Source organism: Polycladospora coralii (assembly GCF_014773435.2).
Lineage (GTDB): Bacteria > Bacillota > Bacilli > Thermoactinomycetales > Thermoactinomycetaceae > Polycladospora > Polycladospora coralii.
Genome location: NZ_JACXAG020000002.1, coordinates 555,923 through 581,693, shown reverse-complemented (window position 1 = coordinate 581,693; position 25,771 = coordinate 555,923). Strand labels below are relative to the sequence as shown.

Here is a 25,771-nt window from a genome sequence, read left to right as displayed (position 1 = left end):
GACCGACACAATAAGTGAACGCATCAGGTGGAGACTCTACTCCACCTGATTAAAGCCCCATAAACCTATCCTAAAGATAAAAGACGAACTGTGTCCCTTTGTCCTGCTCCAACAAAGATAAATCTTGCTTTAATTCACGAAGCCAATCTAATCCACACCCATTCCAAATCGGAATAATCCCTAACATGCGTTCTTGCAACTGCTCATTGGGCCATAAATGGGATTCAATTTCTACCCAATGGTTTAAACCAGTCTGATGTTTTTCCTGAATCAACTTATGCACATGCATCCGATAATAGGAAGCTTGAGCCATTACTTTTTGCTTGTTTTTCGCACCAAGCGCTACCACATCATGACCAATATGTTCTTGCAACGTGTGCATAAGTGGTTCATAAAGCATCTCAATTTGAGATTGAAATAAGCTAAATTGTTTATCTACATCGATAGGAACCTGCCTTTGCAACCATGCTGTTTTTTGCCTGTGTAAATCCAAGATCGATTCTCCACCAGTCAATCCAAACTCGCGTAAACGCTTTTGGATTTTACGACCGATTAATTGCCCATGCATACGGGGATAAACAATGGGCATCTCTAAGTTCATTTCAGTAAATGCCTCTTTTAATAAACCCCAGTATTTAACTTCACCGGGTCCTCCCACAAAAGCTAATGTAGGAAACAAAAATTCCTGCATCAGCGGTCGTGTAATCACATTATTGGAAAACAAATGTGGATTTGTGCCCGCAAGCAAGACAAGTTCATCTTGTGTTTTTCTAAACGCACCATTGCGCGTTTCCCACATGTCGCCTTTTACGCTTAAAGGAAGTCGTTCATTTTCTTGAATAAAAAATAAGTGCCCTTGATCAGATTGAAATTCAACTGGACGCTTATAACCAAGCTGCTCAATCTGATAACTTGTGGACCGAACCACACGATCAATCGCATCATGCTTCTGAATTAAGGATTGAAAAAATGGTGCCTCTAATTTTCTGAGACCGGGATCAGCCGCATCAATGATAAGGAGACCTTCCTCTGCAAATAAATCATGCATCAATCTTGCAAAGAATCGACTCCATGACAATGGTTCTGTCGTCCAAGATTTGACTTGTTTTAACCAATCTTGTTTAAATATTGTATCTGGTAAAAGGAATGCCAACTCATCTAACCAATTATGTATCTTATTCGTTTCAATCTGGTAGGCCGATATGTATCGCTTTCGATCTTCTTTTAGGTGAAAACGCTTTTTTTGCACGTTATTCTGATCAGAGATGACATGGACATGATCCACCTCTTCTAGATCATGATCTTCACCTGCTATCCAAAACACGGGAACAACCGGACGATTTAATCTCTCTTCTTCTCGCTTCGCTAATTGAATAGCCGTAATCGCTTTATATATTGTATAAAGTGGCCCTCCGAGCAGCCCTGCTTGTTGACCCGCGATGACAACAAGACTACGATCATCTTGTAATTTAGCAATATTATCTTGAACTGCGCCATTCCATAGATCCACTCGCATATAGTTTGCAATCACATCTGCAATCTGTTCTCTCGAAATCGAACGATTCATTTTATCAACTTGCATAGCTCGTTCAACAAAGTGATCTGCTTGATAAGGAGAATACGTGTAGAACGAGTGAATCGGGGCGTCATCTTTCTCATATGAATCCATCCATTCGTCTTTCCATGCCCGATTCATCACTATCTTTTTTATCATCATGTTCTCTCCATCTTATTATTTCGGCACCCTAAATAAATTATATCAGATCAAAAGCGCATTAGAAATCAAGTGTGACGATTCGTATGATTTTTCCATCTGATCGTCTTGTATTTGAGGTAATCGATACGCCTAATTAGATAGGTTAGACCTTACACTAGTGTCCTCCGTAGGTAAAAGCAGACTAAGTAACACCCCACAGAAAGAAACGGCCGCTGCAAGGAGCAGAACATGTTGTTGTGCCTGTACAAACAAGTAGCTAGGTACGCGTGATTGCATCCATTGATGTAAGCCATATGAACTAAGTAATTGTGTGAACAGAATCAAGCCGATCCCTGCTCCTCCTCCTCGCAATAAACTGAGCGTTAAACCACTTGTCTGCATCTGATCGGATGAGGTTATGTTTCGTAAAACATCATGAATCGGAACGAGCAAAGTGAAACTAAGTGCACATCCTAATAATAAGAACAAGAGCACATACTGCCATGATAAAGTTGCAAAGGCAAATAACGCATAAGCGATTCCTCCCAGCAAAAATCCAAAAGCTGTAATCAGGCGGTAACTTCTGCTTTTCGATAATTTGTACACAAAAGGTAAGGTGACCAACACAACCATTAATAACATCGAAAAAAAGAGCGATTGTAATTGCAACGACAATTGTAATTGCCAGACGACAAACCCTGGCAACAGAATTAAGCCAATCCAGATCAAACCACTTAAACCAGCATATCCATATAACAACCATAGGCGCCAATTGGCAATCAAATGCGGTTCAAAAAAAGGGTGCTCAGCTTGTCTTTCAATCATAATTACAGGTACAGTAAGCCCAACAGCCATAATCCAAAATGGCATGACATTGGGCGCAAACCACCCCATGCCATCTAGAAAAAAATCAACCTGACTTATCGTAAACATAAGAAAAGCGACGATCACACCATATAAATAAACGGGAGTTGCACTTCGTTTTATACGACTACTTTCTTCGCTTTTACGATGGATACGGATTGCCATTATAAAATAAAGAGAAGCTACTGATATACCTAGTAAAAAAAGCATTCTCCATCCCAAAAAATGGGTGACGGTTGTTGCTACGATCGGTGTAAGTACCATACACGCTCCCACTGCCCCTATCAATAAACGATTCTCTTTATGCTTTCGTCTTTGGACCAGCATGCGCATATCTTCGTACAAAAAAGGAAAAATGCCTCCAGCACCGATCGCCTGTAAAACTCTGCCCCCAATTAATTCTATCCAACCAGAGGATAAGGCCATGGTTAAAGAACCTACTACAAATGAACAAAAAGAAAGTGTCATGACCACTTGATACGATAAAAGCCCAACCCAGGTTTCATAAAGGGAAAGACTGAGTGGAAAAAACACCAGTTGCACAGCAAGGATCCATATAAACCAATGAATCGGGTAGGAAAAAGATTGCATCATATTGGGAATCACAGGGGTAAAAATAGCTAAATCCAATGTTCCCAACATAAATGAAAACAAATACCCATCTACCTTAAATCGATTCATGTATGACACATCTCTCCCTTCACTTATCATGAGCCACTTAACACCTATTTAACGCTTCCTTTTCTTTAACTAGCTGACGCATTTCCTCATGCGTTGGAACAAAAATATGATGCTGATTTGCTAGCCGAATAATCGCTCCATTTATCGATTCTATCTCCGTTTTATTCCCTCGTTGTAAATCTTGTAACATCGATGAATGATTTTCAGCGGTATGTCTACAGATTGACTCTACTTTTTCTTTCACTTGCTCATAGGAAAAGGCATATCCTTCTACATGTGCGACCGCAATGCTTTCTCGTATTAATTGCTCTCGTTTCTCATCATATGTTGATTCGAGTAGCTGACCATTTGTGATGTGATGGATTGCAGTCAACGGATTGATCACACTATTTATCAAAAGTTTCTCCCATATTCTATGCATGATATTCACATCAGATTGCCAATTGACTTCTACTGCTTCCCAGAAAGAATCTTTTAAAAAATGAGACATCGTTTGGTGTATCTCTTGTTCTCTGTCAGAATATAGTCCAATCCATACCTCTCCACGCCCTGTATGATAAATATGGTTCACTTCCTTACGTAACGCTCCTTCTGAAGTAACCACTAAGTAAGTCCAAGGACGATCGTGTAAAGCTCCTGCGACTTTTTCTTGTCCGAGTCCGTTTTGGAAAAATAAAATTTGGGTTTGGGGATTTGTCAGTTGTTGTATATGGGAGATGATCGATGAAAGCTGCGTATTTTTTACCGTTACAAACAAGATATCGATTGACCCTGGCTCTATGTCTGCAACTGATTGGGCACATATGGGATAATGGGTGACTTGCTGCGAAAGATCATAAGAAAATAATCCGAATGCATGGAGTACTTTCTTTTGCTCGCTTGTTCGAGGTATGAGAATCACTTGATGATCCATCTGCACCACTCTACTACTCCATAAGAGTCCAATGGAACCACAGCCTAAAACCCCAATCTTCATCATGCAACATCCTTCCTTTAACCTACGGGTATTTCCTTGAAAGTATACACGGAATCGATCCATAATAAAACGGGACAAGATTGTACCTTGTCCCGTCTCCTTTCATACTGGATATACTGGATGTTTGCGTTTACTAAAGTGAACTTCTTTTGTTTCATAACTTCTGTACCGTTTTATAAGTTCCAATCGCAACTGATCCGGTTCAATGATTCCATCAATAATCATCTCACTTGCCAACCTGTATATATCAATATTATCTCGATACTCTGCACGCTTCTCTTCAATAAATGATGGCCGTTCATTTTCAGGAAGCGCCATAATCTTATTATGGTAGACCGCATTTACAGCAGCTTCAGGCCCCATCACAGCAATTTGTGCAGTGGGTAAAGCGAGGCAACAATCTGGTTCAAAAGCAGGCCCTGCCATCGCGTATAAACCAGCACCATAAGCCTTGCGCACAATAATAGAGATTTTAGGAACCGTTGCTTCTGACATTGCTGAAATCATTTTAGCACCATGACGTATGATTCCGGCACGTTCCACCTCAGTTCCTATCATAAATCCAGGGACATCCGCCAAAAACAATAAAGGAATATGGTAAGCATCACAAAGTGTAATAAAACGAGCTGCCTTATCCGCTGTATCTACAAATAACACGCCACCTTTTACTTTTGATTGATTGGCAATGATCCCTACAACTCGTCCATCTATTCGCGCAAAACCCGTTATGAGTTCACGAGCAAATCGCTGCTTCATTTCATAAAATGAACCTTCATCAATGATACTGGTAATAAGCTCCATCATATCAAATGGTGCATTTTGATTATCTGGTACAATCTCTGACACTGGCCGTGCATCTGGTAAAGGCAATTTCCCCAACACATCTGGCGGTGTCTGGGTATAGTTGGCAGGGAAATAGCTGAGATAGGCCCGAGCGGAAGTAATTGCCTCTGCCTCCGTTTTCACAAGTACATCTCCACAACCACTTACGGTGCAATGCATGGCTGCTCCGCCCATTTCCTCTAAACTTACTTTTTCTCCAATGACCATCTCAGCCATACGGGGTGATCCAAGGTACATGCTTGCATTTTTATTCACCATAATAACGACATCACAAAAAGCAGGAATATATGCGCCACCTGCAGCAGATGGCCCAAATAAAATACAGATTTGAGGAATTTGTCCCGACATTTTGACTTGATTGTAGAAGATGCGACCTGCTCCTCTTCTACCGGGGAACATATCGATTTGATCTGTAATACGCGCTCCTGCAGAATCGACTAAATAAAGCATCGGTACATTTAATTTTTGAGCAGTTTCCTGAATTCGTATTATTTTTTCTACGGTACGTGCGCCCCATGATCCAGCTTTAATCGTAGAATCATTAGCCATCACACACACCGTTTGCCCATTCACTTTGCCGATTGCGGTTACAACACCATCTGCCGGCAAATTTTCGTCCATACAATTGGCAAACATCGCATCCTCAACCGTAACATCTTCATCAAATAAAGCGGTTAGACGTTTACGAACAAACCACTTCTTTTGTTCCTTTAACTTATCGTGGTACTTTTCTTTCCCGCCAGCTTGTATGCCCTCGATACGGGTTTGTAATTGATCGATCCATTTCTGATCCATCGCTCATCCTCCTTATCGCCCTCGATATTGGGGTTTACGTTTTTCTTTGAAAGCTTGTAATCCTTCAAGTCGATCTTCAGTTGGAATTAACGTTTCGTAAGCTTTCGTTTCTAAAGCAAGTCCTGTCGATAAATTTGTTTCCATCCCTAAATCAATCGCAAACTTAGCTGCCTTGAGCGCGAGTGGTGCATTTTCTTTTATTTGCTCAGCCATTTGATAAGCGGTTTCCTCCAGTTCCGATCTTTTAACAACTTGATTGACTAAACCACACGCCAGTGCTTCTGTAGCTTGCATCTTCTGTGCTGTAAAAATCATCTCTTTAGCCTTTGTCTTACCAATCAAACGTGGGAGCCTCTGGGTTCCACCAGCCCCTGGAATAATACCGAGTGAAGTTTCTGTTAGACCTATTTGCATCTGCTCACTTGCAATTCTGAGATCACATGCAAGTGCCAATTCTGCCCCACCACCAAACGCGTACCCATTGATCATGGCGATAACGGGTTTAGGCAAATTTTCGATTTTGTTCATCGTATCTCGAATCAAGTGTACAAAATAGCGCACTTGCTCAGGACTAAAAGAGCGCCGCTCTTTCAAGTCGGCACCTGCACAAAAAGCTTTCTCTCCAGCCCCTGTAATGATGACAACACGTACAGTGTCATCAAAGTGAAGTTCATTCAACTGCTGCGAAAGCGCCTCTAAAGTCGCTAGATTTAATGCATTGTATACCTCTGGACGATTGAGCTTAACCATCGCAATCCCATCTTTTTGAGTACAATGAATCAGTGACATGATTCGCTCTCCTTTATGCTTCTTTTTGTGCGACATAGCTTTGGAAAACTTTTGAAGGTAAGGGTTTAGCAAAAATTTCTTGGAGGAATAAGCTCGTTTCGTTTAATTCAGTCAAGTTGAGTCCCGTCTCGATACCTTCACGATCAAACAGATAAACCAAGTCCTCCGTTGATACATTTCCCGAAGCTCCTGGTGCATACGGGCAGCCACCTAACCCTCCGATTGCACTATCCAGTGTAGTAATGCCTTCTTCAACAGCTACGTAGCTATTCACCACACCCATTCCACGCGTATCGTGAAAGTGTCCCGCTAATTGATGCAAAGGGACGGATTGACGCACACTTTGAATCACTTCTTTTACCCGCTTCGGGGTTGCCACACCAATCGTATCACCGAGCGAAATTTCATAGATTCCCATCTCGATCAGTTGTTCACAAATATGAACGACTTGGCTCATTGCTATATTTCCTTCGTAAGGACAGCCAAAAACGGTGGATACATATCCTCGCACTGGTTTTCCTTTTTCAGTGGCGAGTTGCACCACTTCTTTTATCGTAATTAAGGTATCGGCTATGTTTTTATTAATATTTTTTAAGTTATGAGACTCACTAGCTGACATGAAAACGGCATATTCACTCGCAGGTGTCATCAAGGCACGCGTCAGCCCTTTTAGATTTGGAACTAGTGCACGATAGGTCACATCATCCCTGACTGGTAGTAAATGAAAAAGTTCTTCTGCGTCCTTTAGTTGTGGAATCCATTTCGGTGATACAAACGAAGAAACCTCTAAGTGTTTCACACCCGCATGGAGAAGTCGTACAGCAATCTCTTTTTTCACTTCTGTAGGCAAGGTAACAGATTCATTTTGCAGTCCATCCCGTAATCCTACTTCTACCAATTTGATCTTCATCAAGAAATCTAATCCCCTTCAATTTCTAATATAATTTGATCTTTTTTCACTGCGTCGCCTTCATTCATTTTGATAGAAGTGACAATCCCACTATCTTCAGTTTGCAGAGGAATTTCCATTTTCATGGATTCTAAAATGACGACATCTTGACCAAAGTCAACACGTTCGCCTTCTTTAACCAAGATTTTAAAAATCGTTCCAGCCATGCTGGCTTGTATGGTAGACATGATCTTCATCCCTTCGTTTTACTTTTTTCCAGTAAGTTCGTTCGGTAATTTCCTTGCACAAACGTTTGCTCTTCTAATATACGCAGTAATAGTGGGATATTTGTTTTTATTCCATTAATTTCAAATTCTGTAAGTGCTCTTTTACTTTTTGTGAGCGCTAACACTCGGCTATCCGCATGTACGATACACTTGGCAATCAAAGGGTCGTAATACGGGGAAACAATACTACCCAGCTCAACTCCGCTGTCCATCCGTATCCCTTCATCTTGCGGAATGCGATAGGTTTGAATCGTTCCGGGTGATGGATAAAATGTCTCTGGGTCTTCTGCATAAATACGAAATTGAAAAGCATGTCCTTGTGGGCGAATCGTCCAAATTGAATCTGGTAAGTGATTTCCTTCAATCAGATGGATTTGAAGTGCAACTAAGTCAAGCCCTGTTATACTTTCAGTAATCGTATGTTCCACCTGCAAGCGTGTGTTCATTTCAAGAAAATAGATTTGTTCTTGTTCATCCACCAAAAACTCAACGGTGCCCACGCCTGTATATTGAACAGCTTCTGCTGCTCGAACTGCCATTTCATATAAATATTCACGGGTTTGCGGACGAATAGAAGGCGCTAAGCTCTCTTCGATCACCTTCTGATTTCTTCTCTGAACCGAACAGTCTCGCTCAAATAAATGGGTTACGCGCAGTTGATCAGCCACAATCTGAACTTCGATATGTTTGGTTTGAGAAAGCCATTTCTCCAGAAATAAGCAATCGTCTCCAAAATAAGAGGCGGCTTTTTTTTGCAGTGTAGGAAAGGATGCTTGCAATTCCGCTTCATTTTGACAAACTTGCATGCCAAGCCCACCACCACCAGCACTCGCTTTTAACATAACCGGATATCCGATTTGCTCTGCTGCTAGCTTCGCCTGCTCTAAATCTTTCACTTCATTTACACCTGGTACAATCGGAACACCTGCTTCTAACATCGTTTGACGTGCAATCACTTTATCTCCCATTTTCTGAATCACATCTGGTTCAGGGCCAATCCAAATTAATCCTGCGTCCTGCACTTTTTGGGCAAATGTAGCATTCTCCGATAAGAGACCGTAACCTGGATGTATGGCATCCACTTGCTGATCCAATGCAATTTTGATCATCGCGTCACCATTGAGATAGCTTTGTGCAATCGGGGGAGGACCTAGTAGCACGGCTTCATCAGCAAGCTGGGTAAAAGGCATACCTTCGTCTGCTTCCGAGTAGACCGCTACCGTTTTTATGTTTTTCTCCTTACATGTACGTATGATACGGACAGCAATTTCACCACGATTTGCTATTAATACTTTTTGAATCGGCATAAGTCACCTCATTTTAATAGATGTAGTAATACCAGACATGTCATCACGCTCTTCTGAAAAAACAAAAAGCCTCCTCCTCCAAACCTATTTTTACATGCTGGAGGACGCCCGTCCTGACTCTAGGAATTTCGACAGATATGAAGCAATTTCCTGCTATGTTGTAAGCGCTTGCATTTCTTTATTAAAAATAAAAAAGTCGATTTCTTGCCCTACAGGAAATCTGACTTTTTTATTTTAACCTTATCTATTACCTTCTGGTAACAGATGATTTATTTATCAACCTTCTCCAAATCATTGTTTACTTCAAGTGAACCACCTTCATCACTTAATGAATCACGTTCATCTAGAATGGCCATCTTTCTCGCTCTTTCCATGATTTGAACCAATGTACGGTAATCATCGTTTACCAATTGATAATCACTTTGCACATGGTTTAATTGACCCTTCATTTCCAAATTTTCGCGTTCCAGTAACATGACATAGCTGGTTTTCTCTCTTAGTTCCTCTTCTAGATACTTTTGTTTCTTTTGCAGCTCTTTTACTTCGTTTTTATACTGCCTTAAAAAACGAATGATCCCTTCAATTGTAAATACTGTATTTTCCTGCTCGTCATCAAAATCAGCCTGTGAAATACGGAGTGGTCTTGTCTTTTTTTCGTGATAACGTTTTTGTCTTTGCGACTTAGCAATTTTAATCGCATCTTCAAAGTTTTTTCGGACCGTACTATTCCAGCGAAAACCACACGCAGCAGGTGTTCTGCCCAGTTTTTGAGCAACTTCCTCAAAAGCTGCGAGTTGGGTACCGCCCTCCCTAATCTGACGAAGCGTCACTTCAGCTAGTATCATATCATCCTCTGGTGTCCATGCATCTTGACGCTTAAGAACCATGTAAGTGCCTCCAATCTGCTGTCCGCTATACAATCTTAAATGTTCCTTCTCTTCACTTTATGCATTTCATATATTACATAGTATAGTCATCTATTAATTTTTATTACCAAGACATACCCGATGTATACCACAGAAAGCATTTCTACCAGCATCTGCTAGGTAGCATCATCGCCAAAAAACAAAAACAGACTAGATTGGAAGTAGCATGAAAAAGAGAAAAATCCCCCACTCTCATATAGAGAAATGAAGGGATTTTATAGATGCTATTCGTTATTTAAACCTGGTACTCGTATGAGGTGTAAAAACATCCTATGTTAATGTTCAACTTCCGTATTGTAGAACCAAGTAATCATTATGCACCAGTTTAAATACATCCTATGTTAATGTTCAACTTGACTGCGGTTGTCGATACAGAAGGTAGTAAAGGGTTTAAATACATCCTATGTTAATGTTCAACGGTTTTACTTTATCTGATGAGCAGAAGAAAGAGAGGTTTAAATACATCCTATGTTAATGTTCAACCCCGGTAAACACTGGGTTCTTAATTTCTACAATACTGGATTAAGGCCGAATTGGCAAGGGGTTTGACGATTTTATCCCAACCTCTTCTCAAAATTGGAGAATGAAATAAAAACCGCCTTAAACCCTTTTATATCAACAGATTGAAACGTTTTTGGTTTGGATGAGGTTGGGATAAATTTAGAGTAATAAAGCTTCTCCATCTGTTTTTTGGGATGTTCCTAACGCAATTTCAGAGAATGTGTGTTCATTCATCATGGTGATGATAGACACAAAGTCTTCCTCTGGATTGATCACTGTCTCAATTTCTTTTTTTAACTTTAAGATTTTGGAAGAGGTGATCGTTCCACGAAAGACCGAATTTTGGTAATGGACAAGGTACTTCTTGCATATTTTAAATATTTTTTGGACTCTTTTTTCATTTATGTCATAAAATACAAATGCATAGTTACAATTCAACTTATTCGCCATCACATCTTCTTCCTTTCGTCAAAAGGTTGGAACATATGCCCTTCCATAATACTTTTAATCAGCTTATATGCGTCCAGTTTGATCGCTTCCCGATAAGTAACTTTTCGTTTTAATTTTTCATGAAGAAATATTTTATTTAATCTTTCCTCATAAGCACGAATGAAGATTTCATTGCCTGCATCATTTAATAAACAATAATTTAATTTTTTGTTAAAATGCTTGGAAACGTGTATTTTTCGTCGGTTCACCAATTCAAATATTGTACGATACACGATCAGTGGTTTAAAAACTTCACTCAAGTCCAAGCTGAGAGAAAAACGCCCTTCTGATGGTTCATGCAAAAAACTAATAGACTGATTTAAGTGCGTTTGGTAGATTTGAGAAATCGTTTTGGTATACAAAAGCGCATTTCCATATGAGATTAGAGCATTCATTGGATTATCAGGAGGATTGCGGACACGTTTGTTGAACAAAAAATCTTCTGGTAAAAACAGTTGAAAGGATTGGTAAAATTTCTTCCAAATAGCCCCTGATCGATCCTTAATTCTTTGTCTAATAGGCTTGGAACATCTTTTCTAAGCCAATCCAAAAGGGGCTTTAAATCACTTGTTCCATGTTTGTAATAATGAAGGAGAACCTGGTAAATATGATTAGCAATACCACCAACAATGGCTTTAGCAATAGGGAGTCGCTTTGATTGATAAGCTTCGACTTGCTTAACGATAAGTCTCCCACTAACCAGTTGTTGTTTGGGATAAAAGGTTCCCGTATAATGGCGATGATAATCAAAAAAATGAACGACAATGCCCGCTTTGGCAAGAATTTGAAATAGCTTGCTATTGATACTGATTTCATTCAGACAGTAGATTTCTTTGATTCCTTCAATTGGGATATAGGTATGACCCTTATCCGTTCGAAACACAAGAGAGTTATCTTTACGTTTCAGTTCTCCCATGGACGTTAAGTATTTAACCGAACGCATATTTACCTCCTATATATAACAATAATCATAATAAGCGCATTTATTGCACTTTTTATCATGTCGTATAGCCGGGATTTCTTCACCAGCTATTAATTGTTCGATCTGTTGGATCATTTGATCTAATCTTCGCTCCTGTTCCGTTGTCAATATAACCGTCATGGTTTTGCGCGATTGCTTTTTCTTTTCAATAAATTCAATTTTCCCTTTCCTTTCAATCCCCTTGTTTTTTATGATTTTTAAATAAAGCAGAACTTGCCAAGTAACCGCCTCAACATCCGCGTCTGACTTTTTGATTTCTACGAGATAATCCTCGGTCAGTTTATCGATTTTCACTTGCTCAATAGACAATTCTTTGTGCTTTGCTTTTTCGGTTTTTAATTCATGCAGTAATTTGCCGATACGCACTTCTTCACTGTTATCCTCGAGATTGATTTTATTGGCGAAAAGCCAACACTGACGTTTACAGTGAATATAGTAGTTCACCATCGTCCCTGTGACTTTCACAAAAACAACTCCTCATCTACCGCTTTATATTTTTCCTCATCAAAGATCATCAATCCCGTAAAAGGATCGACTTGCAAATACCGTTCGCCTTCTTCAATGTAATAAATATCTCCGATTGGGTCGCCATCATATACACTTGGCCTTTCGTACACCGAAAAAATAAAGTAACTCATCTCTTCCATCACACGTGACAGCGCCATGCGCCTGTTGGCATATTCCCTTTTTTGTCTAGGATCATTTAGTGCTTTGAACTTGGCCCATACTTCCTCCCCATGCAGGGTGCCTGCCTCTGTTTCAATCGTATGAGCAAGGAAAAGGCGATACTTTCTGTCTTGAATCAGCTTCATATGTTCTCCGATCGTCGTATACTGCAAGGCTTGTATGACCTGCTGAAATTGTTGAATCTGATATTTTTTTTCACGTGCTTGTTCTGCAAAAATCGTTTGGTAGAAGCTTGCAAATTGTTTATTCTCCAATTTCAGCCGTATCTCTTCTTCACGAAGGTCATGTGCTAAGCGAAAGTCATTCCGATATACCTCTTTTGCATCACTCATATGGAAGAAAAAAGCGTGACAGTCGGTACGCAGACAGGATCTATTAATGCGCCCTAACAATTGCTCTTCGCTATCTAGCGTTGAAATATCTTTGAGTCCAATATCCATATCAATATCTACACCCGCTTCAATCACCTGCGTGGCAACTACAATCACTTCCTCCATCTTAAAGGTACCCTCTTCATTTTTTCCTAATTGATCCAATACGCGTTTACGATAATAGGCATGGTTTTGTCCAGTTAACAACACAACGGGTACATTTGCATATCGATCTAGTAGCAGGCGGTACACTTCACGTGCATCTTTCTTTTTGATACACTCCAATAAAACACGCTTACGTCCATAGCGCTCACGCAGTTCGTCCATAAACGCAACAAGCCGCTCTGCTGTAATTCTTCCTTCATCTAATAGTTCATAATGCAATTGGACACGTTTTTTAAAAAGCGGGTGTTGAAAATAACGGCTGGCATTTGGCAAAAGCTCTACGGTCGCTCTCTGTTGTTCAAGCAATTGATCAAGTCGAGGAAGTGTAGCCGACATGATAATCACCTTGAAATTGAGAAGCTCAGAAAATCGCTCCAAAAACGCAATAATTTCCATCCAACGGTCATTTTTATAGCTTTGGATTTCGTCTAGTATGATCACACTGTTGCACAAATGCACCAATGCTAGATTAGCTTCACGACCCGTGCCAAACAAGTAATTGAAAAAGTTCACATGTGACGTCAGAGTCATGGGATACTGCATCATTTGACGATACAAAACCGCTTCTTTATCGTCATAGAAAGCTTTTTTCGTCGGCACAGATGCATCCACGTATTCGATATCTTCTTTTTCATAATCATGATGAATGGGTGTAACGGAGTTAATAACGGCAATCGGATAGTGCTTCTGAATTTCTGGCGGGAAAATCTCATCAAATACTTTTTTCGTCTGCTCTACCAAAGTATTAAATGGAAAGATATACAAAATCTTATTAAGCTGCTCTTCCTTTTCTAACAAGGAGAGCGCCAAATTTAAAGACAGATTCGTTTTTCCACCGCCTGTAGGGGCTTCTAAGTAAAAAAGTGATTGCTGATCGTGTTCCATTAATTGCTGCTCTGCTTCTAGGTACATATCTGAACGCACTTGATTGATCGGTACATGATCAAAGTGGTGAGGATTGACCTTATATGCCTCAATCCCTTGTACGACTTGGGATTGATTATAGGTCTGCCGAAGCACTGCTTTGTCTGCTTGGCTCAGATAGCGGAAAGATGGTGCTACACCATCACGATCATACGTATAGGTTGCGTAAAAATCAGAGGCTACTAGAGCAGAGTAAAGCAACCGCGTTAAGATATACAAAGGATAAGGATTGTGACTGTCGTAATTCAAAGAAGAATCATCCGTAAATTCTTCCAATCGAAATACATCAAAGTACCGCGATTTCTGTACATAATAAGCCAAATAAAGCGGTGTACGATCGATACGCCCAGATAGATTTTGTAGCTTCTCCCCATACGTTTGCAAGGATAGATCTTCTAAATAGGAGTGATGTCGTGAAATGATATAAGAAAAAATATATAAGATAAAAGCGAAAAACATGCATTTTTCTTCATCTTCCTCCCCTGTTGGTAAATCCTGCTCATACAGTTCGAGATACAATAACGAAGATAAGAGCGAATGATGCGTGTGATTTAATGCTTCATCTCGGATCACTTTTTTATTTTTCATTTTGACGCTTTGAAAGGCTGGGTTTACTTTCCCTAAGTCATGTAAGTAAATCGCTTGATAGAACCAATTCTCTATCTGTGCTTGTTCTTCAATTGATAAGGGATCACCTTGATAGGTAAGTGCAGCGATCGTTCGTGATACGGCTTCCCCCAGACCATTTTCCTGCATCAGTTTCTTACAAAAGGTCATTACTAGCTCAGAATGCTCTGTTACGGTTTCATCCTGACTTCTCCCGATATGTGCTAGTAATGGCGTTCCCTCTATAAACAAAGACGCTATCTTCATCCTTTAATAACCCTCCAAACGAAAAAAGAAGAGACCCTCCTCTTCTAGTAAAACGCAATACAACGTTCTTCTGTCCGATAAAAGGTCTCTTTTGCCACTAAATTTGTAACCGTGCGATTGGTATGTATCCACTCTGTAAAATCATAGCCATTTAACTTTGGATCAAGCCCACTCGGAAGTCTCTCTCGATAATAGAAAGGTTGGATTCCTCGCTTAAATCCACCAAATTCCACATCCACAGCCCTTACGAGTGAATGGACGATCATATCTCGCTCTATCTCGTCAAGTCTCACCTTTCGTGGTTGCTCAATTCGTGCTGGATGATCATTTTTCCCGAGATAGGGCATGAAAACCGCTTGCCGATTGCAAAGCAGATCTTCTAATTTTTGGTAAACTTCACTCTGGTCATTCTCGATATAAATCGTCCAATGCGGTTTCTCCAGCCATTGCTCTTTTATGATTAAATTATTACCTTCTTCTTTGCTGGCATAGCCTACGCCATTATTAAAAACCTGAATCTTACGTGGAAAATATCCTCGTTTCCCCTGAGGGACAATACTGATTCGAAGTGAATGCAGTTTCTGATAAAATTCTGGATAACGATTATGCTCTGTCTCACCTTCATCAGCAATCGATTGACTCTGCTGTATATATCCACCATAGCCGGATATGGCACCCAGCAAACCCAGCAAAGCGATACGTGGGATATGGCTATACGTAAAGTACACATTAGCATTGACATCTGGTTTTTTAAAAAAAGCAGTCTCACCAGATAGTTCAAATGCGACAGCTTGTTTCATTTCAACACGTCCTTAAGTAAGCACTTCGTTGGTATATAGATGTCTGGTCGTGATAAAATCTGGCATATGGGTCACATGAATCCGATATGGATTATAAAAGAGTTCAATCGACTCAATCTCTGTTTGAACTGATTCTAAGAATGAACTTAGTGCATCACAATCATACGTCACTTTGCCATTATCTGCTTGGGTCACTTTAACATAGGCATCTAACTGCGGTAAATATAAACGAGATCCCGCTACACACGTTACAAACAGTGCAAACTCATTTTCACATCCGGCCTTACTATTGGTATTTAAGGCTGTCGCACCGCGTAAGAATCCTTCTCGTAATTTTTCATATGCTTCTACAGTATAACCCTCGAACCCCTCAATAAGTGGGATATATTCATCATAATGGTGTGGATTGACACTGAATGGATACAAGTAGTGTGCTTCATTACTGACTATTTTTTTCCCTAACGAAGAAGCATCGGCATTCCCTTTCTTAGAGTTACGAAAAGGAGATAAAATGTCTTGCACTTCTACCTCAGATTCTTCATATTTATTGTGACCTTGTCCAATTTGAACGACACCAGTCAACGAGATATTTTGTTTTTTAACGGCAAAAGTCGCACCGAAGTTGAGCACATCGACTGCTGAGAAAAGATGCTTTAACACTTCTTTGGATGAAGTCTTATCCGTTAGTTCCGTTTCAAATATTTCATGATAACGCTCGATTAAGTCTCTGGGCTGTAATTTTTCTTTGTCATCCCCTTTTTTCGGAATGATAAAAGACTTGTAATAAAGGACCTTCTCACCGAGCTGCACCCAGTAATTTTTCACACTATATTTAAGTGCTTTATCACTACCAAATATGCCGCCATCACTAATCGATTTGGGACGTCCTGTGAAGTCCGCATTCCAATTTGACATATAGGATCCCACTCCAACTAACCCATACACGCGTTTTTCCATTTTAGCCACGTAACGTCTCCTCCTTATTCACATTTTCCTTGCTCTTCTCTAGAAAAAGATTATTGGCTAATAAACCCGCCATAAGCATCTCCTTATTTTCTCCGTCTAACTTGGCATCTGTCTGATAACTTTGAACCATCGCCATCGCCGTTTTGAATCGTCGATGTTCAAGAGAGATTTTATGCTTATAAACATCAAATAAATCTCCTAACTTTTGCTTCAACATTTTAGGGTTACGCGCTCTTAATATCGGTTCTGCTAAACCGTATGTCTTATCATCTTTCTCAGATTGATACAGCAAATAATAACCCAGCTGCCCTGCTAAAAAGAAAAACTCCTCATCACGCTCGCATACACATACCTCATCTGTCAGCGTCAGTTTTGCTTTTATCGTACCGTATACTTCTTTCATTCGATCAACCATAGTTTCGCCCTCCTCGGGATTAACCTCTTTCAATAAAGCTAGGCGCAAGTGAAAAGCATCCGCCATTTTATCGTAAGAAAGCCCTTGCATACATTGTAGGATCTGAATTTCAATTAATCTTAAAGCATACATACGCAAAAAAGGTACAATCGTTTCATCCAATCCTTTGACCAAATAATCGAATAAAGCTTGTCTTGATCGCACAAAGATCGAAACCATTTCAGATGTAAACACATTTACGATTGCTTTAGGTGTATCAGAGCCGAGTAAATTTCGAGGTAGAGCGTTTCCGAAGAAAAGGCGGCTAATCTCCTGTCTTATTTGTCCCTTTTCCTTATTTAATTCTGGATAATCCTTTAACATGGACTTATCTTTTTGCTTGAATCCAATCTGTAAGATATCTTCCATACAAATTATTTGTTTCTCTTTCGGTAGGAACGGAACATGGTCAAAGTAATCTACACTTCCGTTTTTATCTAAGCTTAAGTAATAAGCACCTTCAGCTACACGTCTCTTACTTTCATGGGCAATTTGCCCATCAAATGGATCATGAGTCGGCAAGCGGATTTCCTTAAACTTCCCCTTATTTTGTAACCACTGGTACATCTCTTGTCCAGCTACAGCCTCAGTCAGAGACACACGTGTGGGAACCTTTGTTTTCATTGTTTTTAGTTCAAGAAAGGGTTTCTTTGCATTCATATTCACATCTGTACTTGGTAAACCCAGTAGGGTATCATCGACCACCGCATTGTAATCATTCACATTAAAGATATTTGGAAAGAGATAAGCTTGGTATTCTAAATCATAAAGTGATTCATCTTTATTATCCTCAATTTGAAAAAACAATTTAATATAGTTTTTCACATGTTTTGATTGCGCTATTTTTTTCGTTTCTTCCAACACTTGCTCGAAATTATTTTCCCAAAATTGCAGTACTTCGTGATGAATCTTACGCCGCTTTTCTGAGGATAAATGCGCAAAAAGTTCAGGGAACTTTTCTTGAAAAAAACGCTCGCGCACTTCTTCCTGTGCGATTCGTTCTGCTTTTTTGCGCGCATTGATCGGAAAGAGATCCATCATTTTGGCTTGTGGTTTTTCGAGGATACCACTCAGAAATTGCTTCACATAAGTTTGGTCTATCACCGGCTTCACTTTATCGCTACCCATTAAGCTATCTTTTTTAGCAATTAGTGCCATAAAATGAACATTATGTATTTTTTTGCCACGATCAATTGCTTTGTTCGCATTTAACATCATACTAAGCCGATCGCGACTTCTGAACCAACGCCACAATTCTGACTTGGCGGCATGATCACCTTGATCTTTGGGCTTGATCACCACGTAATCTTTATCTTTGATTTCATGAAAGGGTTCGTGTAAAGACAGACGGATATACAGACCCTCTGCCAATTTATGATGATCATTTACCAAATCTGGATTTTCTGCACAGGTAATCGTAAATTGCGGAACCAGATCTCTTAACATGTACTTCCCCCTCACCTAGCTAAAATTGGCGAAGCAAAATCCAGCTCCCACTGAAGAGCCTTTTTCACCTAAACCTGCACCTAATGCCGTATAGGCCAATTTCTGTGCTTGTGGCTCACTCGCTACAGCAATACGCACTTTGTTTCCGAGTAGACGTATCCCTTTATATGATATGGCGAGTGGCTTTTCATTGATCAACTCAATACGTTCAATAAAATGGGAAGAATCTAATTTATTTTGGAAAGCATCTTGATATTTTTTTTCTGCATTGGACTCGAGTCGTTCTATTAAGACATCGATATCCCCATGCGGCTGAAGCCACGGCTGATTATTCACCGTTACAATGAAGGGCGTGATCGAATATAGTTCTTGAATCATCCGATCTCTCACGCGATGCTTTTCGATCGCAAGGCATTCAAAATGCGCATCTTTCTGCTTGCGTATGCATTTCTCCATTAACTCCAAAAACTCTGAATCTAAACTTCGCACTCGAAAAATATAAACTGCACCCTTGCGGTAAATTTTCGTCTTACGCTCTACTGGATATAACCCAGAAAAGACATACAGCTTCGATGCCCGCTCGGCATGGCGTTGTTTTAATCGCTCCATCTGAAGCATACTACGATTCAGATAACTCCCTAAAGCAGCTTGCACATTTTGGTAATACAAATCTTCACGAACCATCACCGTGACCGTCAGTTCATCATACCCCAACTCAACATCCTCCTAAAGCATTACATCATTCAATTTCACAACAAATCTAATTCAAAAATAGCAATATAGTTATATTTTGTCAATGATTTAAAATTAGTTTTTATTTTTCTGTGCATATTATAGAGAAATAAAAAAACCCTCTATATCTACTAATGAGGGTAGCTTGATTTAAAATGATTAGAAGCATCTGAACATGAAAGAGAATTAAGTTACATCTTATGTTATGGTTCAACTAAAACACGTCAAAAACGTGCAAGATCAATAAAAGAATTTAAATACACCTTATGTTATGGTTCCCAGTTAATCAATTCAGTTCCTTAACCCCTACAATACTGAAAAAGTAATGAATTTGCAAGAGGTTCTATGATCTAATTTCAAACTATGTTTATATTTTGGATAACCAGGGCCGCTACTTTTATTGAATATCTCATATTGTTATCATTCCCACATCAAGAAAAATCTAATTGTACTTTAAAGTAAAAAGACTTGAATTGTATCACTATATGACAGCCATGATTCAGAACACGGAGCCACTATTGGATATTTTTTCAATAAGTCACAAAGTTAAAGTTTCTTTTTTTTGAATAAACTTACTTTTTTATGCATTGAGAATCTAATTGACAACAAACACAGTACAGTATATATTCAGAATTATATAAAGGTACTTTTAAACATCATCTTTAATTGATCTTATAAAAAGGGGAATCGAAATGAAAAAAATGAACAAAAAGTATTTCAAGTTGGTATTCAGCTTCTTAACAGTAGCATTTGCATTACTAGCATCGATTTTAAATTTTGCATCATCTTTCTTCACCTTAATCTCAACACTATTCAAATAGATTGTATATCAAATCTTATCATCACACATTTCTAATCAGATAAAATTAACTAACCCGTGTATAATTGATACCTGCTTCTTAATCCCTTCATGCCCCTAATAAATTATTAGGTTAATCTTTCTTTCTGAAAAAAAGTAATATTTATTAGTCATTCACAGGGAGGGATTCGTCAAAGAGAACCGCTGTCAGCGTTACCTATTGAAGACAAAACACGACGATAAAAGCAGGCAATACTTTTACTCGATAGTAATTTATAGGATATCTTTATCGCTTTGAATGAACTAACGCAATTAATTCCTAGCGAGGCGAAGACCCTGGGTAACAAAAAACATTAAAATTCAAATGGTTTCAATAAGGGCATTAATACGTATTGTCTGATAAAATGCGTAAAATTAAACGATCAAATGGAAATGAAAATTAAAAGTGCATAGTTCGAAAACCGAACAATGCACACCTATTTTTATACAATAGTGTAGTAAAAGCCTTGCCAACACCACTTCAAATCTCTAATATCTAGGAGAGGATGAAAGGATTTTTAAATGTTCAATATAAAATCAAAGCAGGTACTCGAATCGAAGCATTGGAATTGAATACTCCCTATGTTATTGTTCAACAACGATCTTAGCATATGGTTAGACGGGACGTATTTGTTTAAATACATCTTATGTTATTGTTCAACCTCATAGAAGCTGAGAGCTCCCTACTTCGTCTGAGGGCTACTCCCGACTTTTCATCCACACGTTTATATACATCCTATGTTAATGTTCAACCCCGATAAACACTGGAATCTTATTTTCTACAATACTGGAAAAACACTGAGTTTGCAAGAGATTTGACAGTTTTATCCCAATCTCTAGGTTTGTTTTTGTGAACTGGCAAATAAACGTTCAAACTCCTTATATATCAAAGGGTTTGAGCGTTTTTAACTTCAATGAGGTTGGGATCAAATTGCGGTGCACACTTATTTTCGTTGTTTTTCCATCTAGCCTGCTCTTATTAGCAGTTGATCATATTTCCGCAACGCACACACCATGACCCACCGGATGGTTTTAGCGGTGATGGTTGAGGATGAAGAGGTCGCAACGACCTCTTTGATCCTTTTTTAGTCCACTTTATTCCGTTTCGCTAAAAAGCGCTCAACGGCTTGCACGTGTTCCTCGGCTTCCCAGCAGTCGGCGCAATTTGTGGCTTCAATCTTGGCAAATGCGGATAAGGGTGTTCCTTGTTCCAGTGCTAATGCCACTTCTTTGTATGCACGGCCTATCATCGGACTAGGTAATACAAATTGCTGGGCAAAGACTTGTACCTCCTCCAAAAAATGCGATGACTCAATCACTTCATCGACGAGTTGCATTTCCTTTGCGCGCTCCACATCTATGACTTCACCTGTAATCAACATTTTCAGTGCATTAGGCTTGCCTATCTTATTCATTAATCGACTTGCTCCACCCCAGCCAGTCGTGATAGCGATTCGTGATTGAATCATGCCGAACTTGGCTTTTTTTGATGCCAAGCAAAAATCACAACTAGTCACAACCTCACAGCCCCCACCAACTGCAATACCTTCCACTGCGGCAATGGTGATGCATTTCAGTTCAGATATGCGCTGTAATAGATCACCCATTCGTTTCATTACAGGGTATATTTCTTCTTTTGTATGAATTTGGTGGAACGCTTCAACGTCACCACCTGAAACGAATGCTTTTTCATCTCCGTAAAGTACGACCACCTGTAGCGTTTCATCTTGCTCCCATTCGGTGATCACGTGCTCTAACTCCGCCATCATCTCTTGATTGACGGCATTTCGAACTGCTGGTCGATGAAATTGAATCCATCCAATTCCATCCTTTTTATGTGTAATAAGTGTATTCATTATGAACATCCCATCTCTCCTGCTTGATAGACCTTAGTTATGAGGGTATAATATGTGTGTTGAACCGTGCCCTTATTTATTTGAAGTTATGGCTTTAGGAAGGAGTGAGCGTAACATGACGGGAATGGGTCGCATGTTTGCCGTATTAGGTTTTTGGTGTCTCATATTTTCACTTATGTTTTTAGCTGGGCATATGTATATTCCGGCTGCACTTTTTGCAGTTCAAACAGCTATTTTTGTCATTTTAGGCTACTTAGGACTTACTGAAAAAACATACTTGTACCTATTTGGTGCTTATATGCTCGTTTCATTTACTGGTATGGTTTACTATTCCACATTTATGATGTAAAGCAAGTCATAAGTAATCCCGATCTCATCAACAAGATCGGGATTTGTCTTGCTTTACATTATTTATCGATACTAGGTATCGCAACATCCGCGTTTGTTTCCTGCTCATAATCGATGCCCGCTACTTCAAATCCAAATAACTGGAAAAACTCTTTTCGATACCCTTCGATATCAGATAAAGCGACTAAGTTTTGATCGGTGACGGTATCCCAACGCTTGTCCACTTCAGCCTGTACATGCTCTCTCATTTCTAAGTTATCAATGCGAATTCTCCCTTTAGCATCCAAATGCGGTAAAGAGCCCCCAAAAATTTCTTCTGCAAAAAGGCGATAAATTTGTTCGATACATCCTTCATGTAATCCTTCTTCTTTCATAATGCGATATAAGAGCGATACATACAGTGGTACGACGGGAATCGCTGCACTAGACTGCGTCACCAAAGCCTTATTAATGGACACAAAAGCCCGTCCTTGCTTGGCTTCCAATTTCCGCTGCAAGATTTGTGCGGTTTCTTCTAAATGGTCTTTCGCTCTCCCCACTGTACCTTCGCGATAAATGGGATGGGTCAAAGCCGGACCGATATAGGAATAGGCTAGTGTGGTAACCCCCTCTGCTAGTACATCAGCTTGATCTAACGCGTCGATCCACATCTGCCAGTCTTCTCCGCCCATCACTGCAATGGTCTGACGGATTTCTTCTTCAGTTGCTGGCTCAACGGTTAATGACTTAATTTCGCCCGTGTGGAAGTCTACATTTTTATTGGTGTAAGATTGTCCAATCGGTTTTAGAACCGAATTGAGCTGTTCCCCTGTATGTGGATGGGTTCGCTTAGGAGAGGCTAAACTATAGATCACTAAATCAACTTGCCCCATCTCTGCTTGAATGAGGGCGATCGTCTCTTGCTTAATTTCATCTGAAAACGCATCACCATTTATGCTATATGCCTTTACACCCGCCTGCCTCGCATTTTTTTCAAAAGCGGCTGTATTATACCATCCTGCTGTAGCAGTACGTTTTCCACTACTCGGACGCTCAAATGATACACCAATCGTATTTGCTCCACAACCAAATGTGGATACAATACGTGAAGCAAGTCCATAACCCGTCGATGCACCTATAATGAGAACATTTTTTGGCCCCGATATTTTGTTTTGCTCCAATACATAGCGAATCTGTTCTTCAACTTGCGCTTGACAACCTTCAGGGTGGGCTGTTGTACAGATAAACCCTCGGAATTTAGGCTTTATAATCATATGTGTCATCCCTCTTCCTTCAAAAATTTTAAATTTTTCCCTTGCCAAAGAACATGAAAACGATCTCCCATTGTATCTGGATGTATCAATTGTGTGATGGCACGATTTCGCTTGGCTTCAGGGCTAAATGGATCGCGCGCCCCTTCATGTAGCATCCACTTCAAAATGCCTGCTTCAAGCAAAAATTGAGACTGTGATTTAGAAAGTAAAGTAGTGAGCCCTAACCTTTCTCCCCATTTCTCTAAAAACTCAAAATTCACATTGTAAGTTAAATCTACCTCTCCCGGATATCGATACCAATCGTCGATAAGTTGATGATCCCGGTAGGCACGAATAGAGCTAGACTGATGTGTCAAACCATAATCAATGGTACAGATCGCGCCTCTTTCCATCCAGTGATAAGCGGTTTCCAACCACTCTAACGCCTGCGTCGAGAATTCAATCTCTTCCCCTTCAGCTAAAGAAACACCTAATGCTTCTAATCGATCATGACAGATTGATGGAGCAGACAGCCATACTTCTTGCCAGTCGTCATATTGCTGATCGTATGTAACATATACCGCTTTCAGTTGACCTTTTTCTTGTTTGAGGCGGTGGACGGGCATCGCATCGAGCAATTCATTGCTATAAATAAAAGAATAGGTGTTTTGCGGGATGTCGGCTATCTTTTCTACCCAATTGATCTGTGCACCTAATTTTGCCAGGTATGCTTGCTGAACGGCGCGGTGATAGGGGCTGGTTTCCACCAAATAAATTTGGACATCATCGATTGCGCCTCCTAAATGAGCGAAACCTGCTATCAGTTGAGCTACCAGCCGACCATCACCTGCTCCCACCTCAACGATCGTCCAATCTTTTAAACGGGTATGAGATGCAAGTTGTTTCCAAAAGAAACGACTGAGCACCTCACCATAAATATCCCCTACATGGGCATTGGTATAAAAGTCACCTTGTTTGCCTAGTTTTTGCTTCCGCCGCTGATAGTAACCATCATGGGGATGATAGAGACAGTGCGCCATATAATCGGCAAAGGTGATGGCTCTATTAGGCGTCCTCTCGATTTGCTCGATTAAAAATGGCTTTAATGACAGCAAAATCCCTCCTCAAGCTGTAAAAATATCTGTACTCAAGTAGCGCTCTCCGGTATCCGGTGCCATACAGAGCACTTTTTTTCCTGCTCCCAGTTGCTTGGCAACCTGTAACGCTGCCCACACAGATGCACCAGATGACGGCCCGACTAGAATCGCTTCTTGACGTGCTAGCTGACGAGCTGTTGCAGCAGCGGCCTCATCGCTTACATGGTAGATATGATCATAAATCGATCGATTAAGTATGGGGGGTATAAATCCCGGTGATGTACCTGGAATACGGTGAGAGCCTGGACACCCACCAGCTAATACGGGCGAGTTTACGGGTTCAACTACTCCTATATAGAGATGAGAAAGATGCTTTCTCAAATATTCACCTGTCCCTGTAATCGTTCCACCAGTACCAGCCGTCGCAATAAAGGCATCTAGTTCTCCATTCATTTGCGCTAAAATTTCGGGGCCCGTAGTCAACTGATGCACCTCAGGATTAAATTGATTTTCAAACTGCAGTGGCATAAAGGCATGCGGCACTTCCTTCATAATGGCTTTGGCAATCCGAATTGCACCTGGCATGCGCTCTTCTCCAGGTGATAAAACAACTTGAGCGCCATACGCTTTTAAAAGATTGATTCGCTCATCACTCGCAGTATCTGGCATCACTAAAATCGTTTTGTAGTTATTTAAAGCCCCCATCAGTGCTAAACCCACACCGGTATTCCCACTTGTTGGCTCGATAATGGTAGAATGCGGTAACAAATATCCCAATTCTTCTGCCCGCTTTAGCATATGAGAAGCTGTTCGATCTTTCACACTACCGCCTGGATTAAATTTTTCCAATTTCACATATACAGTGGCATCATTTTCTTCTGTAAGACGATTTAATTTTACAACGGGAGTCTGCCCGATCAATTCATTCATGTGGTTTACGACACGAAGTGAAGTACG

Annotated in this window: 23 protein-coding genes; 1 reads left to right on the top strand and 22 read right to left on the bottom strand. The window is 40.1% G+C overall.

From position 1 onward, the window contains the following. Positions 1-70: 70 nt before the first annotated feature. From bshC to IC619_RS07120, 19 genes are all read right to left on the bottom strand, one after another. Positions 71-1,714 carry a bacillithiol biosynthesis cysteine-adding enzyme BshC gene (gene bshC / locus IC619_RS07205; RefSeq protein WP_191140021.1) on the bottom strand — a complete coding sequence of 548 codons (1,644 nt, stop codon included), beginning with the start codon at positions 1,712-1,714 and terminating at the stop codon, positions 71-73. 132 nt (positions 1,715-1,846) lie between these two features. After that, positions 1,847-3,241, bottom strand: a complete 1,395-nt coding sequence (locus tag IC619_RS07200) for an MFS transporter (protein WP_191140020.1) — start codon at positions 3,239-3,241, stop codon at positions 1,847-1,849. 37 nt (positions 3,242-3,278) lie between these two features. Next, positions 3,279-4,220 carry a ketopantoate reductase family protein gene (locus IC619_RS07195; protein WP_213260840.1) on the bottom strand — a complete coding sequence of 314 codons (942 nt, stop codon included), beginning with the start codon at positions 4,218-4,220 and terminating at the stop codon, positions 3,279-3,281. 99 nt (positions 4,221-4,319) lie between these two features. Further along, positions 4,320-5,855 (bottom strand): acyl-CoA carboxylase subunit beta, encoded by a 1,536-nt coding sequence (locus tag IC619_RS07190; RefSeq protein WP_191140018.1) that lies wholly within the window; start codon positions 5,853-5,855, stop codon positions 4,320-4,322. 12 nt (positions 5,856-5,867) lie between these two features. After that, on the bottom strand, positions 5,868-6,644 hold the full coding sequence (locus IC619_RS07185; RefSeq protein WP_191140017.1) for an enoyl-CoA hydratase: 777 nt from the start codon (positions 6,642-6,644) through the stop codon (positions 5,868-5,870). 13 nt (positions 6,645-6,657) lie between these two features. Next, positions 6,658-7,554 (bottom strand): hydroxymethylglutaryl-CoA lyase, encoded by an 897-nt coding sequence (locus tag IC619_RS07180; RefSeq protein ID WP_191140188.1) that lies wholly within the window; start codon positions 7,552-7,554, stop codon positions 6,658-6,660. Positions 7,555-7,562: 8 nt separating this feature from the next. Further along, positions 7,563-7,781 (bottom strand): biotin/lipoyl-containing protein, encoded by a 219-nt coding sequence (locus IC619_RS07175; protein ID WP_191140016.1) that lies wholly within the window; start codon positions 7,779-7,781, stop codon positions 7,563-7,565. Positions 7,782-7,786: 5 nt separating this feature from the next. After that, positions 7,787-9,127 carry an acetyl-CoA carboxylase biotin carboxylase subunit gene (locus tag IC619_RS07170; RefSeq protein ID WP_224749522.1) on the bottom strand — a complete coding sequence of 447 codons (1,341 nt, stop codon included), beginning with the start codon at positions 9,125-9,127 and terminating at the stop codon, positions 7,787-7,789. Positions 9,128-9,396: 269 nt separating this feature from the next. Further along, a complete protein-coding gene (locus IC619_RS07165; RefSeq protein ID WP_191140015.1) occupies positions 9,397-10,014 on the bottom strand; it encodes an RsfA family transcriptional regulator in 618 nt (205 codons plus the stop codon). 699 nt (positions 10,015-10,713) lie between these two features. Next, entirely contained in the window at positions 10,714-11,004 is a 291-nt protein-coding gene (gene cas2, locus IC619_RS07160; RefSeq protein ID WP_191140014.1) for a CRISPR-associated endonuclease Cas2, read from the bottom strand. After that, positions 11,004-11,498, bottom strand: coding sequence for a CRISPR-associated endonuclease Cas1 (gene cas1, locus IC619_RS17065; protein ID WP_283770952.1), 495 nt, complete (start codon positions 11,496-11,498; stop codon positions 11,004-11,006). Before cas1 (IC619_RS17065) ends, cas2 begins: the two co-directional genes overlap by 1 nt. Next, positions 11,435-11,986, bottom strand: a complete 552-nt coding sequence (cas1, locus tag IC619_RS17060; protein WP_283770938.1) for a CRISPR-associated endonuclease Cas1 — start codon at positions 11,984-11,986, stop codon at positions 11,435-11,437. The genes cas1 (IC619_RS17065) and cas1 (IC619_RS17060) overlap by 64 nt, the downstream gene beginning before the upstream one ends. Positions 11,987-11,995: 9 nt before the next feature. Continuing rightward, entirely contained in the window at positions 11,996-12,490 is a 495-nt protein-coding gene (cas4, locus tag IC619_RS07150; RefSeq protein ID WP_191140013.1) for a CRISPR-associated protein Cas4, read from the bottom strand. Then, positions 12,487-15,045, bottom strand: a complete 2,559-nt coding sequence (cas3, locus tag IC619_RS07145) for a CRISPR-associated helicase Cas3' (protein ID WP_191140012.1) — start codon at positions 15,043-15,045, stop codon at positions 12,487-12,489. The genes cas4 and cas3 overlap by 4 nt, the downstream gene beginning before the upstream one ends. A 44-nt stretch (positions 15,046-15,089) precedes the next feature. Beyond that, a complete protein-coding gene (gene cas5b, locus IC619_RS07140; protein ID WP_191140011.1) occupies positions 15,090-15,845 on the bottom strand; it encodes a type I-B CRISPR-associated protein Cas5b in 756 nt (251 codons plus the stop codon). 12 nt (positions 15,846-15,857) lie between these two features. Beyond that, a complete protein-coding gene (locus tag IC619_RS07135; protein WP_249669776.1) occupies positions 15,858-16,802 on the bottom strand; it encodes a type I CRISPR-associated protein Cas7 in 945 nt (314 codons plus the stop codon). 1 nt (position 16,803) lies between these two features. Continuing rightward, complete coding sequence (locus IC619_RS07130; RefSeq protein ID WP_191140009.1) at positions 16,804-18,711, bottom strand: hypothetical protein; 1,908 nt, start codon at positions 18,709-18,711, stop codon at positions 16,804-16,806. A 15-nt stretch (positions 18,712-18,726) separates the two neighbouring features. Further along, on the bottom strand, positions 18,727-19,425 hold the full coding sequence (locus IC619_RS07125; protein WP_191140008.1) for a CRISPR-associated endoribonuclease Cas6: 699 nt from the start codon (positions 19,423-19,425) through the stop codon (positions 18,727-18,729). Positions 19,426-21,366: 1,941 nt separating this feature from the next. Further along, positions 21,367-22,146 (bottom strand): enoyl-CoA hydratase/isomerase family protein, encoded by a 780-nt coding sequence (locus IC619_RS07120; protein ID WP_191140007.1) that lies wholly within the window; start codon positions 22,144-22,146, stop codon positions 21,367-21,369. Between the two features lie 43 nt (positions 22,147-22,189). Between IC619_RS07120 and IC619_RS07115 the strand changes: the two genes are divergently transcribed. Then, positions 22,190-22,486: a DUF2626 family protein gene (locus IC619_RS07115; RefSeq protein ID WP_347239769.1), complete on the top strand. Its 297-nt coding sequence runs from the start codon at positions 22,190-22,192 to the stop codon at positions 22,484-22,486. Positions 22,487-22,544: 58 nt separating this feature from the next. Here IC619_RS07115 and fabV read toward each other — a convergent pair whose 3' ends face one another. The 3 genes from fabV to cysK are packed head-to-tail and all read right to left on the bottom strand — an operon-like array spanning position 22,545 to position 25,744. Further along, entirely contained in the window at positions 22,545-23,738 is a 1,194-nt protein-coding gene (gene fabV / locus IC619_RS07110; RefSeq protein WP_191140185.1) for an enoyl-ACP reductase FabV, read from the bottom strand. A 5-nt stretch (positions 23,739-23,743) separates the two neighbouring features. Beyond that, entirely contained in the window at positions 23,744-24,832 is a 1,089-nt protein-coding gene (locus IC619_RS07105) for a class I SAM-dependent methyltransferase (RefSeq protein WP_191140006.1), read from the bottom strand. Between the two features lie 9 nt (positions 24,833-24,841). Beyond that, positions 24,842-25,744 (bottom strand): cysteine synthase A, encoded by a 903-nt coding sequence (gene cysK / locus IC619_RS07100; RefSeq protein WP_430624106.1) that lies wholly within the window; start codon positions 25,742-25,744, stop codon positions 24,842-24,844. Positions 25,745-25,771 lie beyond the last annotated feature (27 nt).